Genomic DNA, 25514 nt, shown 5'->3' with positions numbered 1-25514 from the left:
CCAAACTCCCCCTTAGGACACCGGCTCTCCGGCGAAGGGCCGGCGCGCGACAGGCGTCTCGCCCAGGCGGAAGATCTCACGCCCGGACTTCACCGTCAGCAGCACCTTGATGTTGCGGATCGACATCGGCTCGACGGTCAGGGGGTTGGCCTCCAGCACCACTAGGTCGGCCTGCTTGCCGACCGTGATCGAGCCGCGGGTCGTCTCCTCGTGCTGCTGCCAGGCGGGCCACAGGGTGATCGCCCGCAAGGCCTCCATCGGCGTCAGGCGCTGGTCGGGCCCCAGCGGATAGCCGCTGCGGGTCACCCGGTTCACCGCGCTCCACATCACGTGCATGGCCACCGGCGGCACGACAGGGGCGTCGGAATGCAGGCTGAAGCGGACGCCGTCCTTCAGGGCCTGGGCCGTGGGGCTGATGAAGGCCGCCCGATCCGGTCCCAAGGTCTCGGTCCGGTGCCAGTCGCCCCAGTAGTAGGTGTGCTCGGCGAAGAAGCTCGGAAAGACGCCCAGCTTTGCATAGGCCTGAAGCTGGTCGGCCCGCGTCACCTGCGAGTGGATGACCACCGGGCGGGTGTCCTTTGCGCCGGGATGGGCCGCCTCGGCCTTGCCCAGGGCGTCGATCACGCTGTCGATACAGGCGTCGCCGTTGCAGTGGGTCTGCACCTGCCAGCCGCGTCCCAGATAGGTGTCATAGAGCTTGGCGAGGTCGGCCGGCGGCACATTGGGAAAGCCGCGATAGTCCAGGGGCGCGCCGTGCGGCGGGTGGACATAGGGTTCCTTCAGCCAGGCCGTCTTGCCCTGGGGCGAGCCGTCGCCGATCACCTTCACGCCAGCGAACTTCAGGTGGTTCTTGAACGGCGCCCCGATCTGCAGGCCCCGCTTGGCGACCGCGGCGTCGATCACGTCCCAGCGCGGATAGGCGATGATGTCGAGGATGAGGCTGTTGTCCCGCTGGCCGTCCTGCAGCAGCTGGAAGGTCACGGCGTTGGAGGTCGCCCCGTCCTGGGCGGTCGTATAGCCCTGGGCGGCGTAGTAGGTCTGGATCTCGGCGAAGTCCTGGACGGCCTGGGCATAGGTCGGGATGGGCGCGGCCTTCATCACGAAAGCGAGCGCATTCTCCTCAATCACCCCATCGGGCTCGCCTTGGGCGTCGCGGCCCAGATGGCCGCCGACCGGATCCGGCGTGTCGCGGGTCACCCCGATCAGGGCCAGGGCGGCGCTGTTGCAGCGGGCCATGTGACCCGAGACATGCATGATGCAGATCGGCTGGCTGGTTGATACGGCGTCGAGATCAGCCTTCGAGGGATGGCGACGCTCGGCCAGCAGAGAGTCGTCATAGCCGACGCCCAGCAGAACCTTGCCCGGCGCCGGCGCGGCCTTGGTCAAGGCTGCGCCCAGGATCCGCTGCACATCGGCGATGGTGCGGGTTGCCCCCACCGGCGGCGGCGACAGGTCCGGCAGCCGCCACAGGGAGACCAGGTCGCCAATGTGGCTGTGACCATCGACGAAGCCGGGGACCAGGGTCTTGCCCTTCAGGTCGACGATGCGGGCGCCCTGCCCCCAGCGCGCCAGGATCTCGCGGTCGGAGCCGACGCCGACGATCAGGCCGTCGCGGATCGCCACCGCCTGGGCGCGCGGCTTTTGGTCATCGACGGTCAGGACCGTCGCATCGCGATAGATGGTGTCGGCGCCGCGGGCCGCCTGGGCGGCCACAGGCAGCAGGGCCAGGGCGCTCACGGCGATCGCCGCGATGCGTCCGGCTCGGGTCATCGCCCGGATCATGTGCGTCCCTCCCCTGAGACCCGATAAGGGCTATCGGGTTCCGGGAAGGACTGTCGAGGTCGCGATAACCCAAATCGGCCCGCCGTATGAGCGGGCCGTCCGGATCAGCCGACGGCGCCCAGGCGGGCCAGCGAGGCCGCCAGCTTGGCCTTGGCGGCCTCGGCCTCGGCCAGGCGCTCGCGGTTTTCCTCGATCACCTCTTCCTTGGCGCGGGCCAGGAAGTCGGGATTGCCGAGCTTCTTCATGACGTGGGCCACGTCGCTGTCGAGCTTGGCGATCTCCTTGGCGAGCCGCGCCTTCTCGGCCGCCAGATCGATGAACTCGGCCACCGGCAGGGCCAAGGTCGCGCCCTCGACCACGAAGGGAATGGCCCCTTCCGGCGCGGTCGTCTCGAAGCGGACCTCGGAGACACGCAGGGTCTGGCCGATCACCGGCGCATTGGCCTCGAAAGCCGCGCGTTGCTCGGCCGTGGCCTCCAGCACCAGCAGGGCCGGCCGCGCGCCCGGGGGCACGTTCAGCTCGGCGCGGACCGAACGGCCCTCGCTGACGGCGGCGACCACGAGACCGATCTCAGCCTCGGCCTTGGGATCCACCAGGGCGGCGGACAGGTCCGGCCAGCGGGCGGAGATCAGCATGGGCTCGCTGCGGCCAGCGCCCAGGTCCGCGGTCTTCTCCCACAGCTCCTCGGTGAGGAACGGCATGACCGGGTGCAGCAGCTTCAGGATCACGTCCAGCACCCAGGCGGCGGTGGCCTGGGTCTCGGCCTTGGCCGCCTCGTCCGCGCCGTTCAGCAGCGGCTTGGCCAGCTCGACGTACCAGTCGCAGAAGGTGTTCCAGATGAAGCGGTAGAGGGCGTTGGCCGTCCCGTCGAAGCCGCAGGTGTCCAGCGCCGCGGTGACGGCTTCCACCGTCTTGGCGGTCTCGCCGATGATCCAGCGGTTCAGCACGCCCTTCACCTGGGCCGGGTCGAAGCCCTCGGCCCGGGCGCAGCCGTTCATCTGGCAGAAGCGCGTGGCGTTCCACAGCTTGGTGCCAAAGTTGCGGTAGCCCTCGATCCGCTCCCGCGACAGCTTGATGTCGCGGGCCTGGCCGGACATGGCGGTCAGGGTGAAGCGGAGGGCGTCGGCCCCGTAGTCGTCCACCAGCTCCAGGGGGTCCATGACGTTGCCCTTGGACTTCGACATCTTCTTGCCCTCGGCGTCGCGGACCAGGGCGTTGATGAAGACGCGGTGGAAGGGCACGTCATCCATGAAGTGGATGCCCAGCATCATCATCCGGGCGACCCAGAAGAAGATGATGTCAAAGCCGGTGACCAGGGTGTTGGTCGGATAGAACCGGCGCAGGTCCTCTGTGCTCTCCGGCCAGCCCAGGGTCGAGAACGCCCACAGGCCAGAGGAGAACCAGGTGTCGAGCACGTCCTCGTCCTGGCGCAGGGGCTCGTCGCGGCCATAGTGCTCGCGGGCCTTGGCCTTGGCGGCGTCCTCGGTCTCGTCGACGAAGACATGGCCGTCCGGGCCATACCAGGCCGGGATCCGGTGACCCCACCAGAGCTGGCGCGAGATGCACCAGGGCTCGATGTTCCGCATCCACTCGAAGTAGGTCTTCTCCCAGTGGCGGGGCTCGAAGACGGTCTTGCCCTCTTCCACCGCCTTGATCGCCGGCTGGGCCAGGACCTTGGCGTCCACGTACCACTGGTCGGTCAGGTAAGGCTCGACCACGACACCGGACCGGTCGCCGTGCGGGACCATATGACGGGTCTTCTCGATGCCGCGCAGCAGGCCCAGTTCCTCGAAGGTCTCGATGACCTTCTTACGGGCGGCGAAGCGGTCCAGGCCCTGATAGTCCCGCGGCCCGTTGGCGTTGATGCGCGCGAAGTCGTCCAGGATGTTGATCTGCGGCAGGTTGTGCCGCTTGCCCACCTGGAAGTCGTTGAAGTCGTGGGCCGGGGTGATCTTCACCGCGCCCGAGCCCTTTTCGGGATCAGCGTACTCGTCGGCGATGATTGGCACTGGGCGGTTGACGATGGGCAGGCGGACGCACTTGCCGATCAGGTGCTTGTAGCGCTCGTCATCCGGATGCACGGCGACGGCGGTGTCGCCCAGCATGGTCTCGGGCCGGGTGGTGGCGACGACGATCTCGCCAGAGCCATCCTCCAGCGGATAGGCGAAGTGCCAATAGTGGCCGTCGACCTCCTTCTGCTCGACCTCAAGGTCGGAGATGGCGGTCTGGAACTGCGGGTCCCAGTTCACCAGCCGCTTGTCGCGGTAGATCAGGCCGTCCTTGTGCAGCTTGACGAACACCTTGCGGACGGCGGCCGACAGGCCCTCGTCCAGGGTGAAGCGTTCGCGGCTCCAGTCGCACGAGGCGCCCAGGCGACGCAGCTGGTTGATGATGGTGCCGCCGCTCTCGGCCTTCCATTCCCAGACCTTGGCGACGAAGTCGTCCCGGCCCATGTCCCGGCGGCTGGCGTTGCCCGCGGCGGCCAGCTGACGCTCGACCACCATCTGGGTGGCGATGCCGGCGTGGTCGGTGCCCGGCAGCCACAGGGCCGCCTTGCCGCGCATCCGCTCGAAGCGGATCAGCACATCCTGCAGGGTGTTGTTCAGCGCATGCCCGATGTGCAGCGAACCCGTGACGTTCGGCGGCGGGATGACGATGGCGAACGGCTCGGCGGCCGGGTCATTCGTCGGTGCAAAGGCGCCCGAGGCTTCCCAGGCGGCGTAGAGCCGGGGCTCGGCGGTTTTCGGATCGAAGGTTTTTTCAAGCATGATGATGTGAGCGGCGCTTAACAGAGGCGCCGCCCACGTCAAGTTTGCTGGCTGGGCGGCCCCGATTGAGCGGGGCCAACCGGCTTAGCGGCGGCCCCGGGCGATGCGTTCTACCTCGGCCTGTACGGCGGCTTCGACGATGCTGGGCAGGTTGTCGTCCAGCCACTGCTTCAGGAGCGGGCGCAGCAGGGTCTTGACCACATCCTCGAGGGTGCGGCCCTCGGGCGGCATCAGGATGTTCTTGGACAGGGCGCCGAAGGCGGCGGCCGCGGCGGCGGCGGTCGGGTCGCTCACCAGGCCTTCGCCCGGACCATCGTCCAGCGGCGGCAGGTCGAAGCTTTCTTCTTCCTCAGGCTCGCTGGTGGTGGCGGCGTAGACATCGAGATCGCCGACGCTGTCGACCTTCTCGGTCAGCTCCAAGACGCCGTCGTCCTCGTCCTCTTCCAGCGGCGGAAGCTCGAACGCCGGCTCGGGTTCCGGTTCGGCCTCCGGCTCGGGCGCGGCTTCCTCCGACGCGGGCGCATCATCTTCGGAGATGATGCGTCGGATGGAGGCGAGGATTTCCTCCATTGTCGGTTCTTGTGAAGACTGGTCGGACATGGGCGAACCGGCGCTCGTGCGAATGAAAGAATCCCTCGGCGCAAGGGTAAGCGCCGAACCGTGATCCTGCAATTTCCGCCCAGCTAAGCAAGGGCGGATTCGTGTCGCGGGCGACTAGAGGCGCCTGCTGGGGGTTGTACGCGCCCTATTTGGCCGCCGCGGGGGGCTGCTCGCGCGGCAGCTCCTTGGTCTTGGGCGTCAGGACCCCGTCGACGATGGCGATCGGCTCCTCCCAGGGCGTCCAGCCCCAGGTGATCCGCAACTTGCCGAAATTGGCCTTCGGGTCGTAGCGCGGCGCGTTGGGCACCAGGTAGGCCGCCTCCAGGCGTCCCATCTGGCTCAGGAGGTTGGCCGCGGCGATGTACTCGTCGTGGCGGGCGGTCACCTGCGACAGTTCAGCGCTGCGCAGTTCCTGCTCGGCGTTCAAGACGTCGATGGTGGTGCGCAGGCCCACCTGCTGCTCCTGGCGGGTGCCCTCGGCGGCGATGCGGGCGGCCTTCACCTGCACGTCGGTGGAGCTGATGTTGGCCCGCGTGGACAGCAGGGTGCTCCAGGCGTTGGTCAGGTTCTGCAGCACGCTGCGCTTGGCCGACTCAACAGACAGTCGATCGGCGTTGTTGCGCTCGATGGCCGCGCGGACGCGCGAGGTAGTCAGGCCGCCATTGAACAGCGGCACGGTCACCGCCGCGGCGCCGGTCACGTCCCGGTACATGCGGTCGGTGTCAAAGGGGTCGCCAGCGCCGACCCAGGCCATCTTGGCCTGAACCGAGACCGTCGGCATCCGTTCGGCCCGCGCCGAGGCCAGCCGCGCCCGGCTGGCCTGTTCGGCGTACTCGGCGGCGCGGATCTGCGGATTGTTCTTTTCCGCTAGGTCAAAGGCGGCGTCCGGGTCGTTGGGCAGCAGCGAAGCCAGGGACGGCTCCGGCGCCAGGTCACCCGGGTTCTGCCCGACCACGGCGGCGTAGGCCGCACGGCTGATGGCCAGCTGGGCCTGGGAGGACTGGAGCTGGGCCTGAGCGGCGGCGAGACGAGCTTCGGACTGGGCCACGTCGGTGCGGGTGATCTCGCCCACGTCGAAGCGGGCCTTGGATTCCTCGAGCTGACGGGTCAGGACCGCGACGTTGTTTTCGCGGATATGCAGGGCTTCCTGGTCGCGGCGGACGTCGACATAGGCCTGGATCACCGTGCCCAGCACCGTGGCTTCGGTGCGCCGCAGGTTCTCGCGCCCGGCCAGGATGTCAGCCTCGGCCGCCGACACCGCCGCGCCGACCCGGCCGCCGGTCCAGATCGGCTGGCTGAAGGTCAGGGCGCCGGTGGCGCTGTTGGTCTCGGTGATGGCGTTACTGACCACCTCCTTGACGCCGTCACCATTGGTGTCGGCAAGGGTGGTTCGACCATTGATCCGGGTCTGCTCGTAGTTGCCCTGCGCGGTGGCGGTCAGGGTCGGGCGATAGCCCGCCCGGGCCTGAACCCAGCTCTCGTCCAGCTGCCGCAAAGTCGCGCGCTGGGCCTGCAATGTGGGATTGGTCTGGTAGGCCAGCGCAATCGCATCGGCCAGGGTTTCGGCGCTGGCGGAACCGGCGACCAGGGCGGCGGCGCCCGACACCGCGGCCAGGAGGCCTCCGCGACGGCTAATCAACATTCCTAATCCCCGAATGCGGCGAGACTTACCGGGCCCCTATATGACGGCCGATGAGCTTCTAGACCAGTAGCCCGAGCCTTAAGCTTTTTTCACCTAAGGGTTTCCGGGGTGTTGCAGGGTCGTCAGAAAGCGAAGCCGACCTGCGGCTCAAAGCCGGCCAGGACCGGCGGGGTCGCGTCGAACACCGTCCGGCGACCGACGCCATCCTCGGCCTTCACATAGATGCAGGCCTTGCCAACCGGCCCCTCGCGCTCGATCACGCCCAGGCGACCGCCCATGGCCAGCGCATCGGTCCAGGCCGCAGGCGCCTTGGCCACCGCGCCTTCGCAGATGATCAGGTCGTAGCCGCCGCCCGGCGGACGGGTCAGGTCCTCGGCGTCGAGGCGGGTGACGGTCAGGCCCATGGCCTCCAGGATCGCCGCCGCATAGGGCGCGGCGATCGCCAGGACCTTATCGGTTTCCTGGGGCTTCAGGATCTGCAGCAGCTTGCCCACGTCGCGCGGCTTCAGCAGCACGCGGCCCGGTGCGTACTCCACGGCCTCGTCGGCATAGGCCAGATAGGCCTTGCCGGCCGGCACGAAGCTCTCGCGCGGGATGACCCGCATGGCGTCATGGATGCGGACATCCGTGACGTCGGCGGTGCGCACCTGGCTTTCCACCATGTTGAGACGGGCTTGGGCGAGATCGGACATTTGGCCTCGAACCTGTTCGAGCGATTTGCGCGCTTATAGGTCCGCCCTTAACTCGAACGCAATGCGGCCTTGCGACAGAGATTGAATGAGGCGGGCGGTTCTGATAGCCCTCCGCCCTCTTCGAGACCCCGACGTGCCTAAAACGTTGGCGGCGGCCTGATGGCGGAGTGGTTACGCAGCGGACTGCAAATCCGTGCACCCCGGTTCGATTCCGGGTCAGGCCTCCAAACTTTCCCCGAAAATCCGGACACTGCGGGCGTCGACAGCGGCCCCTCGCCCGCTAAGCTTTCGCCATGTGCGATACGTTCGTGGCCCTTTCCGCCCAAACCGCCCGCGGCGCGACCCTGTTCGCCAAGAACAGCGACCGCGAACGCAACGAAGCCCAGGCCCTCGAAATCCACCCCCGGCGGCGACGATCTGATTCGGGCCGGATGCGACTCACCTACCTGTCGATCCCGGAGGTCGAGGAGACCCACGCCGTCCTGATCTCGCGGCCCTTCTGGATGTGGGGGGCTGAGATGGGGGCCAACGAGCACGGAGTCGTGATCGGCAATGAGGCCCTGCACGCCCGCACCGGCGCCCAGCGGCGGCGGGCGCTGACCGGCATGGACCTGCTGCGGCTGGCCCTGGAGCGGGCCGCGACAGCCGCCGAGGCGGTGGAGGTGATCATCAGGCTGCTGGAGCAGTACGGCCAGGGCGGCGACTGCGGGCACCTGAACCGCTTCTACTACAACAACGGCTTCATCATCGCCGACACAGGTCAGGCCTATGTGCTGGAGACAGCGGGGCGCTGGTGGGCTGTCCAGCAGGTGCGCGCGACCCGCTCGCTCTCTAACGCCTACAGCATCACCACCGACCACGACCGGATCAGCCCGGCCTTGATGGCCCACGCCCGCGCCGAAGGCTGGCTGGACGGCGACGGCCGTCTGGATGTCGCCCGCGCCCTGCTGGATGAAACCCGCGACGCCGCCAGTTTCGGCCGTGGCCGCTGCGCGCGGGGCCAGGCCCTGCTGGACCAGGGCGCGCCCAGGCTAGATCCGGCCGCCATGATGGCGATCCTGCGCGATCACGGCGACGCCGCAGACTGGAGCCCGGCCAACACCACGGGCCGGACCATCTGCATGCACGCAGCCGAAGGCGCCCGGCGCAGCCAGTCGGTGGGCTCCATGGTCTCGGAGATCCGCCAGGGCCGCACGGTGCATTGGCTGACCGGGACCTCAGCCCCCTGCCTCAGCGTCTTCAAGCCGGTGATCCTGGGCCTGCCCCTGCCCGCACAAGGCCCGCCCCCCACCGACGCCTATGACACCGAGAGCCTGTGGTGGCGGCATGAGCGTCTGCATCGCGCCATGCTGGCCGACCACGCCGCCGGCCACGCCCTGATCGCCGCCGAGCGCGACGCCCTGGAGGCGGATTTCCGGGTCCGCATCGACCGGGCCGGCGATGACGACCTGGCCACCGCCATCGCCGCCTGCTGGCGCGACGCCGAGGCCGCCGAAGCCCGCTGGGCCAGCGCCCATGTCCCACCGACGCGCAGCTGCAACCGACCCGGCTATGGCCGCAGCTGGGCGCGCCTCAATCAGGTGGCGGGCGTTCCGCGAACGTGATCTCGTGGGCCTCAAGGAGACCTGCACCATGAGCGACGGCTTCGGCGACAACCGCCCCGATCTTTCCGCCTTCTGGATGCCATTCACGGCCAATCGCCAGTTCAAGGCCGAGCCGCGCCTGCTGGCGCAGGCCAAGGGCATGTACTACCGCACCTTCGAGGGTCAGGAGGTTCTGGACGGCACCTCGGGCCTATGGTGCGTCAATGCCGGGCACGGCCGCCAGGAGATCGCCGACGCCGTCCATCGTCAGCTGCTGACCCTGGACTACGCGCCGACCTTCCAGATGGGCCATCCCATCGCCTTCGAGTTCGCCCAGGCCCTGACCACCATAGCCCCGCCCGGCATGGACCGGGTGTTCTTCACCGGCTCAGGCTCGGAGTCGGTGGACACCGCCCTGAAGATCGCCCTGGCCTATCATCGGGCCCGAGGCGAAGGGCAGCGCGTCCGCTTCATCGGCCGGGAAAAAGGCTATCACGGCGTGGGGTTTGGCGGGATTTCCGTCGGCGGCCTGGTCAACAACCGCCGCACCTTCGTCACCCTGCCCGGCGCCGACCATCTGCCCCACACCTTCGACCTCAAGCGCAACGCCTTCTCAAAGGGCTTGCCGGAGCATGGCGCCGAACTGGCCGACGAACTGGAGCGCCTGGTCGCCCTGCATGGCGCCGAGACGATCGCCGCGGTCATCGTCGAGCCGGTGGCGGGCTCAGCCGGGGTCCTGCCGCCGCCCAAGGGCTATCTCGAGCGTCTGAGGAGTCTCTGCGACAAGCATGGATTGCTGCTGATTTTCGACGAGGTGATCACCGGATTCGGCCGCCTGGGCGCACCCTTCGCCGCTCAATACTTCGGCATCACCCCGGACCTGATGACCACCGCCAAGGGCCTGACCAATGGCTCCCTGCCCATGGGGGCGGTGTTCGCCAAGCGTGAGATCCATGACGCCCTGATGCAGGGGCCGGAGACCCTGATCGAGCTGTTCCACGGCTACACCTATTCCGGCCACCCGACCGCCTGCGCGGCGGGCCTGGCGACCCTGGAGATCTACGCCCGCGAGGGCCTGTTCGCCCACGCTGCCGCCATGGCGCCGATCTGGGAGGCCGCGATCCACGGTCTGGCCGACCTGCCCAACGTCATCGACATCCGCAATATCGGCCTGATGGGCGCCATTGAGCTTTCCCCCCGCGATGGCGCGCCAGGCGCCAGAGGCTACGAGACCCTGGTGAAGGCGCTGAACGCCGGCCTGCTGGTCCGCGCGACCGGCGACGTCATCGCCCTCTCCCCGCCCCTCATCGTCCAGCCCGCCGAAATCGAGAAGCTTTTCAGCCTTCTGCGCGGCGTTCTTGCGAGCCTCGACTGATCTCATGAAGACCTATCGCATCGGCGTCATCGGCCTTGGCCAACGCATCGCCCACGTGCTCGCCGCCATGCAGGAGGTGGGCTGGAGCCTGAATGTCGCCGCCCATGTGGACCCAGCCCCGGTCGGCGCACCTATCCTGGCCGCGGCCGGCATCGATCCGGGCGTGGCGCTGGACACCCCCGCCGAGCTGTTCGCGCGCGGCCCCTATGACCTCGTCATGATCGGCTCGCCCAACCACCTACACTCCGAGCACCTGAACCTGGCCCTCGACGCCGGCTTCCCCATCTTCGCCGAGAAGCCCATCGTCCGCACCGAGGACGAGACAGTCACCCTGGCCCAGCGCCTCGCCAAAGGTGGCGGCCCGCCGGTGTTCATCGGCCTGGTCATGCGCTCCATGTCCATCGTCCGCGAGACCATCGCCCGGGTGGATTCCGGCGAGATCGGCCAGCTGGTCTCCATCGACGCCACCGAGCACCTGCCCCCCGAGCACGGCGGCTATCTCGCCCGCAACTGGCGCCGTCGCCAGGAATTCGGGGGCTCCTACCTGCTGGATAAGGTCTGTCACGACTTCGATATCTTCGGCCGGCTGGCCCGGTCGCGCCCGGCCAAGGTGGCCAGTTTCGGCGGCCGCAGCATCTTCACCGCCGCGCGGGCGGAGACCGCGCCCAAGACCTACAGCGATGGCCAGCCCGCCTACGCCTTGCGCGACGCCGGTTGGTCGAGCGCCAATGACGCCTTCCATTCGGATATGGACGTCACCGACCACCAGAACGCGCTCATCGAGTACGCCAACGGGGTGCGCCTGTCCTTCCACGCCAACAGCCACGTGGCTCTGCCCGAGCGCCGCTGGTACGTGGCCGGGACCGACGGGACCCTGATCGCCGACCTGGTCCGCAACCGCCTGATGGTTCGCAAGGCCATGGACCGCGGCAAGCCCGAGCGCATCGACTATGGCGGTCGCACCGAGGACAGCCACAACGGCGCCGACCAGTCCATGGCTCGCGACCTGCTGGCCACCCTGGAAGGCAAGCAGCCCTTCCCCGTCACCCCGTTCGAATCGATGGAGGCCGGCCTGACGGTCATGGCCATCGATGACGCCATGACCCGTGGCGAGATGGTCGACTGCGCCCCGATGTGGGCGCGCTACGACGCCGCGCTGGGCTGATCCAGCGGCGCGACCAACGCCTCGCCCAACAGGTCCTGCAGCAGGGCCGTGGTCGGATAGGGATGGTGGCGGTACTGCCGGAAGCCCTCGGCCATCGGCACGCCGAAGTCGCGGCCTCGCCTGCGGCACCAGCGGGCCAGGCTGTCCTGGTGGTCGGCGATATCGTGCTGCTTGGCGACCCAGGCGTCCTGGCTGACATGGGCCGCCAGCATGGCGCGCTTGGTCTCATAGACCTCGGTGATGTCGACGCCGAAGTGCGGCTCGACCCAGCGGCCCTCGCGGTCCCGCCCACCGATAGGGTCCATGAAATAGAGGTGCGGAACGCCCGCCAAGGGCGCCGACGGCCCGGTCCGGTAATTGCCCACCGAGGCCGCGAAACAGGCGTCACGGACCAGGATGCTCGTGGCCTCATGGTCCGGGTGGTAGTCCTCGGGCGACGAGGTGATGACGATGTCAGCCTGCGCCCAGCGGATCATCTCGGTCACCCGGCGGCGGCAGCCGTCGTCGTTGAACACACAGAGGTCGGGAATGTCGGCGCAGGCATAGTCCGCTCCGATCATCGCCGCCGCGGCGGCGGCCTCGGCCTTGCGGATCCGCGCGGTCTCATCCGGCGGCGTGTCGACCGCCCCGCAGTCGCCGGCGGTGACAGTGACAATGCGGATCGCGTGGCCCTGGTCGGCCAGGATCTTCAGCGCCCCCGCGCCGAGCGTCTCGACGTCGTCCGGATGGGCGTGGATCGCCAGGATCGTGGTCATGCGGGGCCTCCCAGGCGTTCAGCCTAGGCCGCGCCCGGCAATGACGCTAGCGCGCGACCGCCGGTTCCGCGGGCAGAGCGCCGGTGGACCCGGCGGCGGCGATCTTGCCCCAGGGCACCAGCTTCCAGCCCCGCTCATGCAGATAGAACAGGGCGATCTTGGTGAAGACCTCCAGGCTGGCGATGGCCCCGGCGTGCTTGACGCTGCCGGTCACCAGCCAGCTCAGCAGGAAGGTGTCCAGGGTCGCCACCACGCGCCAGCTGGCGCCCTTGGCCACTGAGCGCAGGTGCGCCTCGCCGTCCCGGCCCCAGCGCACCCGGCCCCAGACGCGTTCGTGTCCATAGTAGAGGGCGATCTTGGTCAGGGCTTCGATCGAGGCGATGGTCACCGCCCACTTGGGGCTGCCGGTGACCAGGAAGCTCAGCAGCGCCGTGTCCAGGCTGCCCACCACCCGCCAGCTGATCCCCTTGATCAGGGAGCGCAGGTGGGTCTCGCCGAAGTGGTCTTGCGCGTCGCCGGCCATGGGGACCCCAGAAATCCTAGTTCGTCCGTAGAAATACTACGGCCCTCCGAGAGGGCGGCGCCAGAAAGACTGGGGGGCCGATCAGGGCGGCTGATCCGGCTGGACAACCCCTAATGGCGCGCTTACTGCCAATTCAAACGCACGCGAAATCGCGTCGGCCCCAGGAAAGACCGCCATGCGCAAAGCCCTCGTCAGCCTGACCCTCGCCCTCGCCGCCACGCCCGCCCTGGCGGCCCCGGACTTCAACAACCGCCAGGACTTCGACTTCGCCGACCGCGGCTTCGTCGCCACCCGCAAGGACCCGTTGATCAAGGGCTCGGACGGCCGGGTGATCTGGGACCTGACCGCCTATGACTTCCTCAAGGCCCCTGCCCCGGCCACCGCCAATCCCAGCCTGTGGCGCCAGTCCCAGCTCCTGACCAAGCACGGCCTGTTCAAGGTCTCCGAGGGCGTGTGGCAGGTGCGCGGCTTCGACATCTCCAACGTCACCTTCATCGCCGGCAAGACCGGCTGGATCGTCATCGACCCCCTGACCTCCGCCGAGGTCGCCAAGGCGGCCTATGACCTGGTGACCGAGAACCTGGGCGCCAAGCCCGTTGTCGCCCTGATCTACACCCACAGCCACACCGACCACTTCGGCGGGGCCCGCGGCCTGGTCTCCCAGGCCGACGTGGACGCCGGGAAGGTCCAGATCATCGCCCCGGACGGCTTCCTGGAGCACGCGGTCAGCGAGAACATCATCGCCGGCGCCGCCATGGGCCGTCGGGCGACCTATCAGTTCGGCTACTTCCTGCCTAAGGGTCCGACCGGACAGCTGTCGGCCGGCATCGGCGCGGCGATCAGCCCCGGCACCCAGACCCTGATCCCGCCCAACGTCACCATCAAGACCACCGGCCAGGAGATGACGGTGGATGGGGTCCGGCTGCAGTTCCAGGTCACGCCCGGCACCGAAGCCCCGGCGGAGATGAACATCTATCTGCCGGACCTGAAGGCCCTTTGCATGGCCGAGAACGCCAACGCCTCGCAGCACAATCTGCTGACCCCGCGCGGCGCCCTGGTGCGCGACGCCAAGGCCTGGGCCGACTACCTGACCGAATCCCTGCGCCTGTATGGCGACAAGACCGACGTCATGTTCACCAGCCATGCCTGGCCGCGCTTCGGCCAGGCCCAGGTCGACGACTTCCTGGCCAAGCACCGCGACGCCTACAAGTTCCTGCACGACCAGTCGGTGCGGATGATGAACGAGGGGCTCACCGGTCCGGAGATCGCCAACCGCCTGAAGCTGCCGCCGGCCCTCGACAACGAATGGTACAACCGCGGCTACTACGGCTCGCTCAGCTTCAACAGCCGCGCGGTCTATCAGCGCTATATGGGCTGGTACGACGCCAACCCGGTGAACCTCGCCCCGCTGGAGCCGGCCGATGAGTCCGCCCGCTACGTCGCGGCCATGGGCGGCGAAAAGAAGGTGCTGGCCGCCGCCAAGGCCGCCCACGCCAAGGGCGATGACCGCTGGGCCGCCCAACTGCTGAACCGGCTCGTCTACGCCAACGCCAAGGACCAGGTGGCCCGCAACGAGCTCGCCGGCGTCTATGACGCCATGGCCTACGCCACCGAGAACGCCATCTGGCGCAACATGTACCTGTCGGCGGCGACGGAGCTGCGCAACGGGGTGAAGACCGGCTCAGGCCCGGCCATCTCCCTCGACCTGGTGCGCAACATGACCACGCCGATGCTGCTCGACCTGATGTCGGTGCGGCTCAACGCGGACAAGGCCGGCGCCGATCACGCCACCGTCGACCTGGTCTTCCCCGACCGCAAGGAGCACTTCCGCGTCGCGGTCGCCAATGGCGTCCTGACCTGGGAAGCCAATCCGGCCTCCGGCTCAACTGACGCCACCCTGACCCTGAACCGCCCGGTATTCCTGATGCTGACCATGGCCGGCGGCAAGGTCGAGCCGATGATCGCGGGCGGTCAGGTCAAGCTGGACGGCGACGCGGCCGCCTTCGGCAAGGTCATGGGTTGGATGGACGCCTTCAAGGCCGACTTCCCCATCGTCTGGCGGCCCTGATCTTCAGGCTCAGTGCGCCTGGAGTTTTTCCTTGGCGTTCTCGCGCTTGGCCCCGGTGCGCAGGGCGGCGACCTGCTGCGGCTTCACCGGGGCGGCCTTGTTGCCCCATGAGGCGCGCACATAGGTCAGGATGGTCGAGATCTCGGCGTCAGACAGTTCCTGGCTGAAGGCCGGCATGCCGCCGCGGCCATTCAGGATGCGGCCGATGGGCTCCTTGGGATCGCCCTGGGCGACCTTGCTGCCGGCCAGGGCCGGAAAGGCGCCGGGGATGCCCTTGCCGGTCGCCTGGTGACAGGCCGAGCAGTTGTCCATGAACATCTGCTTGCCATCTGCGGCCAGGGCGGGCGCGGCGGACAGAAGCGCGGCGGCCGCCGCGAGCGGGAAAATCATTCGCATGGTCGGGTCTCTTTCGATCAGGCGGCGTGGACGCGGGCGTGCAGCTTGGCGATCTGGGCCCAGGCGGATTCGATCCCGCCAGCCTGCCAGCCCGGCAGATAGGACATGTGCTCCCCAGCAAGATAGATGCGCCCATCCGGTTCGCACAGGATCGGATAGGCGTCGCGCCGGGCTTCGTCGCTCCACTGCGCCCAGCCGCCCAGATTGTGCTCGATCCGGTGCCAGGCGGCGGAGAACGAGGTCTCCACGTTGTCGCCGAACTCCGGGAACACCTTGGTTCCGGCCTTGGCGGCCAGGGCCTGGCGGTCGGCGGGGGACAGGGCGCTGACCTTCGCCGCATTGGCCCCGAACTGGTAATAGCCCAGGATCACGCCCTTCTTGCTCTGCCAGCCCGTGGACGGCAGTGACATGGAGTTGATGTCGGGATCGTCGAAATAGACGTGCCCGCCATAGATGTGGTGATCCTCTTCCCAGAACCGGCGCTTCATCTGCAGGCCGATCTTGCCCACCAGGGCGTAGGACACCTGGGAGATCGCCTCCTTGAAGGGCTTGGAGACCTGGAAGTCCAGCTGGCGGACCACCGACAGCGGCATGGCGCAGATGCAGTAGTCGGCCTTCAACACCTGGGTCTGGCCGGTGGCGTCGGCATAGGTCACCTCAACGCCCTTGTCGTTCTGCCGGACCTTCTTCACCAGGCAGGAATAGCTGATCTTCGAGCCCAGGGCGTCGGAAAAGCCCTTGGCGATCCGGTCCATGCCGCCCACCGGCTGGAACATGGTCCGCTGCTGCTCGTAATTGGTCACCGAGGCGAGCGTCCGCCAGGCCTTGGAGTGCAGCACGTCGGCGAAGGCGAAGGGGGTCGAGGGCTTACCGGGCCCCGGAACCATCAGGGCGCCTGGATTGACGTCAAAGCCGCGGCCGTCCGTGCCCTTATAGGCCAGGTCCGGCGTCAGATAGCCCTCTTGGGACAGGTAGGCGATGAACTGGTCGCGGTCGTCGGCGGTCATCTGGGCGTCCAGCGCGCCCTGCTTGGCGAGCTTGGCCAGCATCTCGGCGGCCCCGCCGCGGATGTCGGCGGCGATCTGGCCCTTGCGCACCGGCTTGCCGGCCAGCGGCCCTGTCCCCTTGTCGAACATCACATAGGAGGCGTCGTTGTCGTTGACGAACACCTCCAGCGGGACGTTGAATTCCTTGGTGTAATGCAGGGTCGAGCGGTGGTGATAAGGGATCCGCCACGGGCCGTGGTTGATGTAGAGCCCTTCGTCGAAGTCGCAGACCTGGGTGTCGCCGCCCAGTTCGGTCAGCTTGAAGCCCTTACGCGCCGTCTGGCAGCGACCGCCCGCGAAGCTGCGCGCCTCCAGCACCGTGACGTCATAGCCGGCCTTGCCCAGTTCGTAGGCGGCGGTCATGCCCGCGACGCCGGCGCCCAGCACCACCACCTTCTTGCCCCCGCCGCCCGACAGGGCCGGCGGCGTCTCCTGGGCCGAGGCGATCCCGAACCCCAGCGCGCTCATGCCCGCCATCAGCAGGGCCGAGCCGCCGACGCTGCTCAGCCCCTCCAGGAAGCTGCGCCGTGAAACCCCAAGTCCCGCACCCAACCGCGACGCCATGTTCCAAATCCCCGCTCCCCAGGTCGCCGTTCAGCGTCCCGGCGGCGGGGAGACCCCGCGGGACGCGGCGCCTCTGGTCGACTGGCAAGCTGGTCTCACCCACGCGAACTTCGGCGCCCGCAGAAGGCCTGGACTCGCGGTCCAGCCGTCCTTGAACATGCTCAATGGACGGACGCGGCCCGGGGCTGACAATCGCGATCTCGTCCACCCTCGCATGAGCAAATCAAATACGAGGGCGGCGCCCATTGCTTGGGCGGACGGCGCAGAGATCGGGCGCCTGAGGGGGTCCAGGCGCCCGCGGCCGCCCTCAGCGCCCCTGGAAGTCGGCGGGACGCTTCTCCAGGAAGGAGGTCATGCCCTCCTTGAAGTCCTGAGTGCGGAACAGCTGCATCAGCTGCAGGAAGACGTGGTGGACGTGATCGTTGAACGTCTCCTGCAGGCCCATGCGCATCAGCCGCTTGGAGCTCTGCACCGCCAGCGGCGCATTGGCGGCGATCTCGGCGGCCAGGGCGCGGGCCTTGGCCTGGACCTGGTCATCGGGAACCACGTGGTTGGCCAGGCCCATCTCCAGGCTCTCCGCCGCCGTCAGGGTGCGGCCGGTGAAGATCAGCTCAGCGGCCTTGGCCCAGCCGATCATCCGCGGCAGGTACCAGGTCCCGCCGCTCTCCGGCACGATGCCGCGCTTCACAAACGCCGCGGCCATCTTGGCGCCTTCCGCCATGATCCGGATGTCGCAGCCCAGCGCCACGTCCATGCCGTAACCCGCCGCCGAGCCGTTCATGGCGCAGATCGACGGCTTATCCAGGGCGAACAGCACAGTCGGCGGGGTGTTGCGCAGGTCGAGGTCCACGGCCACCCGCTCGGTCTGACCGCCGATGCCGGTCCCTTGGGTCGCGCTCACCAGGTCCAGGCCGGCGCAGAAGGCGCGCCCCTTGCCGGTCAGCAGGATGACCTTGACCTCCGGATCGGCGTTGGCCTTGAGCAGCAGCTGGGTCAGCTGGTCCAGCATCGGCCCGGAAATGGTGTTCAGCCGGTCGGGCCGGTTGAGGGTCAGGGTCGCGATCCCCTCGGACACCTCGTACAGGACTTCATCGCTGGTCGCGCTCATGGCCGTCTTCTCCCTATGTCGTTGGCCCCAGCTAAGGACCCCGCGACAGGGGTGGCAAGCCTGACCTTGGGTCAGAGGCTGCGCAGAAGGGCCCGCACCGGGGCGGCGTCAGCGCCCTCCAGCCGCAGCGGCGGGGCGATCAGCTCGTAGAGACCCTCCTCCACCGCATCCAGCACCAGGCCTTCGAGGATCGCCATCCGCCGGCGGCGCACCGCCAGGTGGCCCACGAGCTCTTTGGCGCTCTCCGGGTCCATCGACGGGCTATCGAGGCCGATCAGCACCACGCCGGCCGCGCCCAGGGCCTCGATCAACTCCACCGAGGGGCAGCGATAGTCCGACCGCCAGGCCTCGTGCGGGAACCGCTCATAGGTGCGGATCAGCACCCGGCGGACCCCGGGGCGCACCCAGCCCATGATCTCCTCGGCGGCGATCCGCTCCGGCCCGCCGACGGCGTGGATCACCTGAGCCGGACCTAGATAGGGAACCAGCGAGACCTGGCCCATCGGCTCGCCGGCCGGGTCATAGTGCAGGGGCGCGTCAGCATGGGCGCCGGTGTGGGTGGACAGGGTCAGGCGGCTGACATTGACCGGACAGTCCCCCTCCAGCACCCAGGTCCGCTCCTCGGCATAGGCGGTGTCGCCGGGCCAGACCGGAACCCCAGGGCGCAAGGCCTGGCTGATGTCCCAGATCCGCCGGCCGGTCTCATCAGTCTCGGTCACAGGCCGGTCCTGACCTGGAACAGTTCGGGGAAGAAGCTGTTGGACAGGGCCCGCGCCAGATAGGTCGCCCCCGACGAGCCGCCGGTGCCGCGCTGGAAGCCAATGATCCGCTCCACGGTCTTCAGGTGCGCGAAGCGCCACTGCTGGAACCGGAATTCCAGGTCCACCAGCTTTTCGGCCAGGTCGTAAAGGTCCCAGAAGGCCTCAGGATCGCGATAGACCTCGCTCCAGGCGGCGGTGACCGAGGCGTGCGCCACATGCGGCTTGGTCAGGTCGCGCGCCAGGATCTCCGGCGCGATGGGCGAGCCGCGACGCGCCAGCAGCCGCACGCACTCGTCATAGAGACTGGGCGCCGCGAGCTCAGTCAGCAGGGCCGCATGCGCCGGCGTGCCCTCATGCACCCGCAGCATCTCTGGATCCTTGGCCCCCATCAGGAACTCCAGCATCCGATACTGGTGCGACTGGAAGCCGGAGCTCTGGCCCAGGTGCGGGCGGATCAGGGCGTAGTCGCTGGGGGTCATGGTCGCCAGCACGTCCCAGGACTGGATCAGCTGGGCCTGGATACGGCTGACCCGCGCGATCATCTTGAAGGCCGGTCCCAGATCGTCCTGGGCGATGTGAGAGCGGGCGGCGGAAAGCTCGTGGATCGAGAGCTTTAGCCACAGTTCCGAAGCCTGGTGGATGATGATGAACAAGAGCTCGTCATGCTCCGGCGAGCGCGGGTTCTGCGCCGACAACAGCTGGTCGAGGCCCAGATACTGGCCATAGCTGATGTCCGGTCGGGCGTGGATCTGCTCGGTCATGTGACGGCCGCCTTCTCTTGGAACCGGGGTTCGCGCCATTGCCCGCTCGCCATCACCTGGGCCAGGTGCTCGACGGCGTCCCAGACATCGGCAAAGCCCACATAGAGCGGCGTGAAACCGAAGCGCAGGATGTCGGGGGCGCGGAAGTCGCCGATCACCCCGCGGGCGATCAGGGCCTGCATGATGGCGTAACCGTCCGGATGGGCCAGGCCGACCTGGCTGCCGCGCAGGGTGGCGCCTCGGGGACAGGCGACCGTGAAGCCGTGGCCGGCGCAGCGCTGGTCGACCAGTTGCAGGAACACGTCCCCCAGGGCCATGGACTTGGTCCGAACCTGGCCCATGTCGACACCCTCGAAGGCTTCCAGCGCCGCCTCCAGCGCCGTCATGCCGAGCACAGACGGTGTGCCGCACAGGGCGCGCGCCATGCCCTGGCCGGGCTCATAGGCGTCGATGAAGTCGAAGGGCCGGGCATGGCCCATCCAGCCCGACAGGGGCGAACGGAACGCCGCCTGATGGCGCCGCGCCACATAGGCGAAAGCCGGCGCGCCAGGGCCGCCGTTCAGGTACTTGTAGCCGCAACCTACGGCGAGATCGGCCCCGGCGCCGTTCAGGTCCACCGGAAGCGCGCCGGCCGAATGGCTGAGATCCCAAAGGGCTAGGGCGCCGGCCTCACGCGCCTTGGCCGTCAGGGCCGCCATGTCGTGCAGGCGGCCCGACTTGTAGTGGACGTGGGTGAGCAGCATCACCGCCACATCATCCGTGAGGGCGGAGGGCAGCTCGTCCGGCGTCGCCAGCCGCAGCTCGACGTCACCCGCCAGGCCGGCCAGCCCCTCGAGCACATAAAGATCGGTCGGGAAGTTGCCGGGTTCGCTCAGGATCACCTTGCGCCCGGGCCTCATCGCCAAGGCCCCCGCCGCAAGCTTGAAGATATTGACCGAGGTGGAGTCCGCGCAGATCACCTCGTCGGCGCCGGCTCCGATCAGTGGCGCGATCCGCGCGCCCACCCGGGTCGGCAGGTCGATCCAGCCGGCGCTGTTCCACGACCGGATCAGGTCCCTGCCCCACTCCTCGCGCACGGCGCGCTCCAGCCGGGCGGGCACGTTGCGCGGCAGGACGCCAAGCGAGTTGCCGTCCAGGTAGATGACGCCGTCCGGCAGGTCGAACAGCGCCCGCCGGGACGCCAGGGGGTCTTCACGGTCCAGGGCCTCGCAGGCCGCGCGGGTCAGGGTCATGCCCTGGGATTAGCCCCGTTCCGCGCGGTCCGCCAGCGGCCGTCCCTAGCGCACGGGCTCGGGATTGTAGTTCGGCTGGTCGATGGCGATCTGCTCGTGGATGCTGGCCTTCAGGGCCTGGATCAGGCCGGGCGTACCCACATCCATCGCGCCGGTGCGGATGGCCTCGCAAAGCTCGCTGTTCAGCGTCGCTAAGTCGCCGTCATGTCCCAGCAGCTCAGCCATGCGCGCCGTAGCCGCGGCTTCCGCCGCCGCCCCTTGCGCCAGCTCGCGACGCACCACGCCCAGCACATTGACCGCCACGCGGGCCAGGAAGGCGTCACGGGGCCCCAAAGTCGGGCGCACGCCGTCGATCCATTTGGAGACGGCCTCAACCAGTTCCTCGGCTTTCGGATGTTGGATCACAGGCCGGCCTCCAGCAGATGGATCAGGTCGATTTCGGTTTCGGAGACGCGCCGGCCGATCATCGGCCGCTCCACGGAGCTTTCCGTGCCGGTCGCATAGGACTGGTACATCATCAGGCACATGATCCCCCACTTCAGGGACCCCAGGGCCTGCCAGTAGAGCACCCGGCTCAAGGGGATCTCCGCCCCGCCCGCCTCGGCGTAGCCCTCCAGGAGTTCCTGATAGTGGCCAAAGCCGCCCACGGGCTTGTCCGCGCGCCCAAAGCGCCAGGAGTTCACGCAGATCCAGGACAGGTCCTCGGCCGGATCGCCCAGGTGCGACAGCTCCCAATCCAGCACCGCCGTCACCCCCTTGTCGGGGTGGATCATCAGGTTCCCGTTCCGGAAGTCGGCGTGCAGCACGACATCGGGCATGGGCGGCGGCGGATTCTTGCGCAGGTGGGCGAGCGCCAGCTCCAGGATCGGCCGCTCAGCGCCGGACGCGCGATAGACCGCCTCGTAGCGGTCCAGCTCGGTGGGGGCGTCCGCCGTCTTCAGGGGAATCCCGTCCGGCTTGATCGAGTGGATTCGGGCCAGGATCTGACCGCACTGGCGGGCCAGATGCGGGCGGATCGTCTCGAACCTGGGGTCGGAAACGATCTTCTTGCCGAGGGTTTCGCCCTCGACTCGCTCGGTGATGTGGGCCTCGCCCAGGCCGTCACCGGGCTCGGCCAGGTGAATGAGTCGGGCCACGGGAGCTCCGGCGTGCTCCGCGGCGCGGATCAACGCGGCCTCGGTCGCCAGCGAGGTCGAGCGCGAAGTCTCCTCATCGAAGGGGCCGGGGCGGCGGCGCAGGATGAACTCTTTGCGGTCACCTTCCGCAACGGCCGCAAAGGCCCAGGTCTCCATGCTGGCCCCGCCAGACAGGCGCACCAGGTTTTCAATGGTTCCGCCGGGCGCCCCAAACTTAGGCGCAAGTCGCGCAAGCGCTTGTGCGATATCGACTTCCATGACGTCGCGGAACCTCCCCGAAGACTGATTTCCGATGATCTGCAGGAGGAAACGCCGGCTTGTAAATCGCCAATTTGGGCGCTCATCTTGTCGGCAAGAACACGGGCCCGGCCCGAGGGAGTGAGACCATGGACTTCAATCTGTCGCCTGAACTGACGGCCTATCTGGCCGAGCTTGACGCCTTCATCGAGGCCAAGATCAAGCCGCTGGAGAACAAGGACGACAACATCCGCTTCTTCGACCACCGGCGGGAGCACGCCCGCACGGATTGGGACGCTGGCGGCCTGCCTCGCCACGAATGGGAGGCCCTGCTCGCCGAGGCGCGCAAGCTGGCCGACGAGGCCGGCCACTACCGCTATGGCTGGCCCCGCGAGATGGGCGGCAAGGGCGGCAGCCAGCTCGACATGGCGGTGATCCGCGAGCACCTGGCCGCCAAGGGCCTGGGCCTGCACAACGACCTGCAGAACGAGCACTCCATCGTCGGCAACAACCCCTTCGTGCTGATGTTCAAGGAGTTCGCCACCAACGCCCAGTACGAGCGCGACAACGACAAGCTGCTGTCGGGCCAGATGCGGACCACCTTTGGCCTGACCGAGCCGAACCACGGCTCTGACGCCACCTTCATGGAGACCCGCGCGGTCCGCCACGAGAAGGACGGCAAGCCCGGCTGGCTGATCAACGGCGAGAAGATGTGGTCCACCGGCATGCACGTGGCCACCCACTGCATGGTCTTCGCCCGCACCAGCGGCAAGGACGGCGACGCCACCGGCATCACCTGCTTCATCGTGCCCGCCGACACCCCCGGGGTGAAGGTCGAGGAATACCTCTGGACCTTCAACATGCCGACCGACCACCCGCGGGTCAGCTACACCGACGTCTGGGTGCCGGAAGACAGCTACTGGGGCGTGATCGACCGCGGCCTGGGTCTGGGCCAGTCCTTCGTCCACCAGAACCGCATCCGCCAGGCGGCCTCGTCCCTGGGCGCGGCGGTCTACTGCATCAATGAGAGCGTGAAGTACGCCCGCGAACGCAAGCCCTTCGGCAAGCCGCTGTCGGACAACCAGGCCATCCAGTGGCCGCTGGTCGAGCTCTACACCCAGTCGGAAATGCTGCGTCAGCTGATCCGCAAGACCGCCTGGGAAATGGACCAGCTGGACCACAAGGAGATCGAGAAGCAGATCTCCGACAAGGTCTCGATGTGTAACTACTGGGCCAACCGGCTGGTCTGCGAGGCCGCCGACCGCGCCATGCAGGTGCACGGCGGCATCGGCTATTCCCGCCACAAGCCCTTCGAGCACATCTATCGTCACCACCGCCGCTATCGGATCACCGAGGGCTCGGAGGAGATCCAGATGCGCAAGGTCGCCGCCTTCCTGTTCGGCTACATGGGTCCGCGCAAGAAGATGTTCGCCGACGGCGAAGTGAAGAACGAATACACCCAGCCGATCCCGTCGCGGCACGGGTGAGCAGAGACCTCAGGGTCGCAATGCTGACCACGTCACGTCCCTTCTCCCCTTGTGGGAGAAGGTGTCGGGCGGCAGCCCGACGGATGAGGGGTCGCACTCCCCTCTCCGTCGCGTCGCTGAATTGTATTCTCGGAGGGGTCTGAGAAACCCCTCATCCGACCCTGCTCCGCAGGGCCACCTTCTCCCGCAAGGGGAGAAGGGAACTGGGGGGCCTAGCCGCCGTACAGCCGGTCCATAACCGCCGGGAGCGTGTCAGGCAGTCCGAGCAAGGGCCCGGAGGACAGGAGCAGGACGGCTTCGTCGCCCTTCAGACCTGACAGAACCGCAGTCGCATCCTCATTCGACCGCACCGCCCTGGTCGGCACGCCGGTCGCCGCGGTGCGGGCCAGGATCTCTTCATAGGTCGACTGGTGGTGGCTGGCCGCGCCGTGTTCCGGCGGCGGGATGACCAGCACCTGGGCCGCGCCTTCGAACACCGTATCGTACCAGCTGAGCGCATCCTTGGAGCGCCAGGAGAAGGTGTGCGGCTCGAACACCACGGTCAGCGGCCGCTCGGGGAAGTGCAGGCGCATGGCCTCGATGGCTGAGCGCGCCTTCTCATAGGACGAGCCGAACCCTTCGATCAGCGGGACCTTCGAGGTCGTCGTCACGCGGTCCAGGCGGCGACGGATGCCGCCAAAGCTGGCCATCGCCTCAGCCAAGGCCGCCTCGCCTACCAGCCCGCGCTCCAGCAGGTAGGCGCTGACGCCGACGATGTTCTCGATGTTGTGCGCGCCCAGCAGCTGGGTGGTCAGCGGCAGCTCGCGGCCGCCGGGGCCAACCAGGGCGAAGCGGCTCACCTCGCCGAACACCACGTCGCGGGCGTGCCAGCCGTCGCAGGGTTCGGTGTCGTACCAGACCACCCGCGCACCGGTCTCATGGGCCACCGACTGGATCGCCGGATGATGGCGCATCACCGCCAGGCCGTCCTTGGGCAGGCCCCGCAGCATCCGCAGGAACGGCGCCTCGTACTCGGCGAAGGTCGGAAACACGTTCACGTGGTCGTGGATCAGCGAGGTCAGCAAGAGGTCGCGCGGATTATAGAGGTCGATCTTCGAGCGCCGGTCGGTCAGGCTGACAATGTATTCGTCGCCCTCCAGCACCATCTGGGGCGCGGTCCCCCAATGCCCGGTGGCCGGCAACGACGGCGAGATCGCCCCGATCATCCAGCCGGCGTCGACGCCGGCGCTCTTCAGCACATGAGCCATCAGGGCGGTGCAGGTGGACTTGCCGAACGATCCGGCCACCACGGTGTTCTGGCGCTCGGCGGTCACCTCCCCCACCAGCTCGGCGAAGGTGGTGATCTTGACGCCCCGGGCGCGGGCCGCAGCCACCTCCGGGTTCTGCTCGCCGCCCAGCTTGGCGCTGGCGCCCAGCACCAGGATGTCCAGCGAATCGGGCAGGTTCGCAGGGTCGAATCGGTAAACCACCGGGAAGCCCAGGCCGGCCACATAGGTCGACATCGGCGGAAACACGTCCTCGTCCGAGCCCGAGACCTCATGGCCGGCGTCACGCAGCATCAGGGCGACCGCGCTCATGCCCGCGCCCGCTATGCCCGTGAAATGAATGCGCATTTCGCCTCGCCCCTGGAGAATTCGTCCGCCGCTCGGACCGCGATGCAAGTCTTCGCGCCCAGGGTCAAGCCTGCGACATTCCGCCTTTGCAGACGATTAATCAGTCTAAACGGGCGCCGTTAACCCCGAGGTAACCACCAGGGGCGAGTCTGTGAGCGTCTTCCTTGAAGACACCCCACCATCACCGACTTCAAACAGCCCGGCCCACCCGCCGGGCTTT

Annotated in this window: 21 protein-coding genes and 1 tRNA gene; 6 read left to right on the top strand and 16 right to left on the bottom strand. The window is 68.1% G+C overall.

Going from position 1 to position 25514, the window contains the following annotated elements; all coding sequences use genetic code 11:
* Positions 1-12: 12 nt before the first annotated feature.
* The 5 genes from ACFQ27_RS04300 to ACFQ27_RS04280 form a co-directional block, all read right to left on the bottom strand.
* A complete protein-coding gene (locus ACFQ27_RS04300; protein ID WP_377352738.1) occupies positions 13-1782 on the bottom strand; it encodes an amidohydrolase in 1770 nt (589 codons plus the stop codon).
* A 104-nt stretch (positions 1783-1886) separates the two neighbouring features.
* Complete coding sequence (locus ACFQ27_RS04295) at positions 1887-4550, bottom strand: valine--tRNA ligase (RefSeq protein ID WP_377352737.1); 2664 nt, start codon at positions 4548-4550, stop codon at positions 1887-1889.
* An 84-nt stretch (positions 4551-4634) separates the two neighbouring features.
* Entirely contained in the window at positions 4635-5150 is a 516-nt protein-coding gene (locus tag ACFQ27_RS04290; RefSeq protein WP_449304999.1) for a DUF2497 domain-containing protein, read from the bottom strand.
* A gap of 145 nt (positions 5151-5295) precedes the next feature.
* Entirely contained in the window at positions 5296-6792 is a 1497-nt protein-coding gene (locus ACFQ27_RS04285) for a TolC family outer membrane protein (protein ID WP_377352735.1), read from the bottom strand.
* Positions 6793-6914: 122 nt separating this feature from the next.
* Entirely contained in the window at positions 6915-7484 is a 570-nt protein-coding gene (locus ACFQ27_RS04280) for a protein-L-isoaspartate O-methyltransferase family protein (protein ID WP_374346408.1), read from the bottom strand.
* A 153-nt stretch (positions 7485-7637) separates the two neighbouring features.
* Between ACFQ27_RS04280 and ACFQ27_RS04275 the strand changes: the two genes are divergently transcribed.
* The 4 genes from ACFQ27_RS04275 (at position 7638) to ACFQ27_RS04260 (ending at position 11607) form a co-directional block, all read left to right on the top strand.
* Positions 7638-7711, top strand: a tRNA-Cys gene (locus tag ACFQ27_RS04275).
* Between the two features lie 66 nt (positions 7712-7777).
* A complete protein-coding gene (locus ACFQ27_RS04270; protein WP_377352734.1) occupies positions 7778-9088 on the top strand; it encodes a carcinine hydrolase/isopenicillin-N N-acyltransferase family protein in 1311 nt (436 codons plus the stop codon).
* A gap of 28 nt (positions 9089-9116) precedes the next feature.
* Positions 9117-10442, top strand: a complete 1326-nt coding sequence (locus ACFQ27_RS04265; RefSeq protein ID WP_377352733.1) for an aspartate aminotransferase family protein — start codon at positions 9117-9119, stop codon at positions 10440-10442.
* Between the two features lie 4 nt (positions 10443-10446).
* Positions 10447-11607, top strand: a complete 1161-nt coding sequence (locus ACFQ27_RS04260) for a Gfo/Idh/MocA family protein (RefSeq protein WP_377352732.1) — start codon at positions 10447-10449, stop codon at positions 11605-11607.
* Here the strand turns inward: ACFQ27_RS04260 and ACFQ27_RS04255 are convergent.
* Both ACFQ27_RS04255 and ACFQ27_RS04250 read right to left on the bottom strand, forming a co-directional pair.
* Entirely contained in the window at positions 11586-12362 is a 777-nt protein-coding gene (locus ACFQ27_RS04255; RefSeq protein WP_377352730.1) for a PIG-L deacetylase family protein, read from the bottom strand. The two genes, ACFQ27_RS04260 and ACFQ27_RS04255, sit on opposite strands and share 22 nt — an antisense overlap.
* 46 nt (positions 12363-12408) lie before the next feature.
* On the bottom strand, positions 12409-12885 hold the full coding sequence (locus tag ACFQ27_RS04250) for a DUF2061 domain-containing protein (RefSeq protein WP_377352729.1): 477 nt from the start codon (positions 12883-12885) through the stop codon (positions 12409-12411).
* Between the two features lie 175 nt (positions 12886-13060).
* On the opposite strand from ACFQ27_RS04250, the gene ACFQ27_RS04245 reads away from it, so the two are divergent.
* On the top strand, positions 13061-14953 hold the full coding sequence (locus ACFQ27_RS04245) for an alkyl/aryl-sulfatase (RefSeq protein WP_377352728.1): 1893 nt from the start codon (positions 13061-13063) through the stop codon (positions 14951-14953).
* Between the two features lie 9 nt (positions 14954-14962).
* On the opposite strand, the gene ACFQ27_RS04240 is transcribed toward ACFQ27_RS04245, so the two are convergent.
* The 8 genes from ACFQ27_RS04240 to ACFQ27_RS04205 form a co-directional block, all read right to left on the bottom strand.
* A complete protein-coding gene (locus ACFQ27_RS04240) occupies positions 14963-15349 on the bottom strand; it encodes a c-type cytochrome (protein WP_374346401.1) in 387 nt (128 codons plus the stop codon).
* A gap of 17 nt (positions 15350-15366) precedes the next feature.
* Positions 15367-16959: a flavin monoamine oxidase family protein gene (locus ACFQ27_RS04235; RefSeq protein ID WP_374346400.1), complete on the bottom strand. Its 1593-nt coding sequence runs from the start codon at positions 16957-16959 to the stop codon at positions 15367-15369.
* Between the two features lie 307 nt (positions 16960-17266).
* A complete protein-coding gene (locus ACFQ27_RS04230) occupies positions 17267-18067 on the bottom strand; it encodes an enoyl-CoA hydratase/isomerase family protein (protein WP_374346399.1) in 801 nt (266 codons plus the stop codon).
* Between the two features lie 71 nt (positions 18068-18138).
* Positions 18139-18786 (bottom strand): arylformamidase, encoded by a 648-nt coding sequence (kynB, locus tag ACFQ27_RS04225; protein ID WP_377352726.1) that lies wholly within the window; start codon positions 18784-18786, stop codon positions 18139-18141.
* Positions 18783-19589: a tryptophan 2,3-dioxygenase gene (locus ACFQ27_RS04220; protein ID WP_377352725.1), complete on the bottom strand. Its 807-nt coding sequence runs from the start codon at positions 19587-19589 to the stop codon at positions 18783-18785. The genes kynB and ACFQ27_RS04220 overlap by 4 nt, the downstream gene beginning before the upstream one ends.
* Complete coding sequence (gene kynU / locus ACFQ27_RS04215; protein WP_377352724.1) at positions 19586-20821, bottom strand: kynureninase; 1236 nt, start codon at positions 20819-20821, stop codon at positions 19586-19588. The genes ACFQ27_RS04220 and kynU overlap by 4 nt, the downstream gene beginning before the upstream one ends.
* Positions 20822-20866: 45 nt before the next feature.
* Positions 20867-21226 (bottom strand): DUF6285 domain-containing protein, encoded by a 360-nt coding sequence (locus tag ACFQ27_RS04210; RefSeq protein WP_377352723.1) that lies wholly within the window; start codon positions 21224-21226, stop codon positions 20867-20869.
* Positions 21223-22137 carry a phosphotransferase family protein gene (locus ACFQ27_RS04205; RefSeq protein WP_377352722.1) on the bottom strand — a complete coding sequence of 305 codons (915 nt, stop codon included), beginning with the start codon at positions 22135-22137 and terminating at the stop codon, positions 21223-21225. The genes ACFQ27_RS04210 and ACFQ27_RS04205 overlap by 4 nt, the downstream gene beginning before the upstream one ends.
* Before the next feature lie 206 nt (positions 22138-22343).
* On the opposite strand from ACFQ27_RS04205, the gene ACFQ27_RS04200 reads away from it, so the two are divergent.
* Positions 22344-23681, top strand: coding sequence for an acyl-CoA dehydrogenase family protein (locus tag ACFQ27_RS04200; RefSeq protein WP_377352721.1), 1338 nt, complete (start codon positions 22344-22346; stop codon positions 23679-23681).
* A 212-nt stretch (positions 23682-23893) separates the two neighbouring features.
* Here the strand turns inward: ACFQ27_RS04200 and ACFQ27_RS04195 are convergent, their stop codons facing one another.
* Positions 23894-25294: a Mur ligase domain-containing protein gene (locus tag ACFQ27_RS04195; RefSeq protein WP_377352720.1), complete on the bottom strand. Its 1401-nt coding sequence runs from the start codon at positions 25292-25294 to the stop codon at positions 23894-23896.
* Positions 25295-25514 lie beyond the last annotated feature (220 nt).

It is taken from the genome of Phenylobacterium conjunctum (genome assembly GCF_042679085.1).
GTDB classification, from domain to species: domain Bacteria; phylum Pseudomonadota; class Alphaproteobacteria; order Caulobacterales; family Caulobacteraceae; genus Phenylobacterium; species Phenylobacterium conjunctum.
This window is presented reverse-complemented; position numbering and strand designations above follow the sequence as displayed.

Excerpts from the sequence above, each read along its gene's own strand:
- ACFQ27_RS04300 (WP_377352738.1), bottom strand. The coding sequence starts at position 1,782 with ATGATCCGGGCGATGACCCGAGCCGGACGCATCGCGGCGATCGCCGTG.
- ACFQ27_RS04295 (WP_377352737.1), bottom strand. The coding sequence starts at position 4,550 with ATGCTTGAAAAAACCTTCGATCCGAAAACCGCCGAGCCCCGGCTCTAC.
- ACFQ27_RS04290 (WP_449304999.1), bottom strand. The coding sequence starts at position 5,150 with ATGTCCGACCAGTCTTCACAAGAACCGACAATGGAGGAAATCCTCGCC.
- ACFQ27_RS04285 (WP_377352735.1), bottom strand. The coding sequence starts at position 6,792 with ATGTTGATTAGCCGTCGCGGAGGCCTCCTGGCCGCGGTGTCGGGCGCC.
- ACFQ27_RS04280 (WP_374346408.1), bottom strand. The coding sequence starts at position 7,484 with ATGTCCGATCTCGCCCAAGCCCGTCTCAACATGGTGGAAAGCCAGGTG.
- ACFQ27_RS04270 (WP_377352734.1), top strand. The coding sequence starts at position 7,778 with ATGTGCGATACGTTCGTGGCCCTTTCCGCCCAAACCGCCCGCGGCGCG.
- ACFQ27_RS04265 (WP_377352733.1), top strand. The coding sequence starts at position 9,117 with ATGAGCGACGGCTTCGGCGACAACCGCCCCGATCTTTCCGCCTTCTGG.
- ACFQ27_RS04260 (WP_377352732.1), top strand. The coding sequence starts at position 10,447 with ATGAAGACCTATCGCATCGGCGTCATCGGCCTTGGCCAACGCATCGCC.
- ACFQ27_RS04255 (WP_377352730.1), bottom strand. The coding sequence starts at position 12,362 with ATGACCACGATCCTGGCGATCCACGCCCATCCGGACGACGTCGAGACG.
- ACFQ27_RS04250 (WP_377352729.1), bottom strand. The coding sequence starts at position 12,885 with ATGGCCGGCGACGCGCAAGACCACTTCGGCGAGACCCACCTGCGCTCC.
- ACFQ27_RS04245 (WP_377352728.1), top strand. The coding sequence starts at position 13,061 with ATGCGCAAAGCCCTCGTCAGCCTGACCCTCGCCCTCGCCGCCACGCCC.
- ACFQ27_RS04240 (WP_374346401.1), bottom strand. The coding sequence starts at position 15,349 with ATGCGAATGATTTTCCCGCTCGCGGCGGCCGCCGCGCTTCTGTCCGCC.
- ACFQ27_RS04235 (WP_374346400.1), bottom strand. The coding sequence starts at position 16,959 with ATGGCGTCGCGGTTGGGTGCGGGACTTGGGGTTTCACGGCGCAGCTTC.
- ACFQ27_RS04230 (WP_374346399.1), bottom strand. The coding sequence starts at position 18,067 with ATGAGCGCGACCAGCGATGAAGTCCTGTACGAGGTGTCCGAGGGGATC.
- ACFQ27_RS04220 (WP_377352725.1), bottom strand. The coding sequence starts at position 19,589 with ATGACCGAGCAGATCCACGCCCGACCGGACATCAGCTATGGCCAGTAT.
- kynU (WP_377352724.1), bottom strand. The coding sequence starts at position 20,821 with ATGACCCTGACCCGCGCGGCCTGCGAGGCCCTGGACCGTGAAGACCCC.
- ACFQ27_RS04200 (WP_377352721.1), top strand. The coding sequence starts at position 22,344 with ATGGACTTCAATCTGTCGCCTGAACTGACGGCCTATCTGGCCGAGCTT.
- ACFQ27_RS04195 (WP_377352720.1), bottom strand. The coding sequence starts at position 25,294 with ATGCGCATTCATTTCACGGGCATAGCGGGCGCGGGCATGAGCGCGGTC.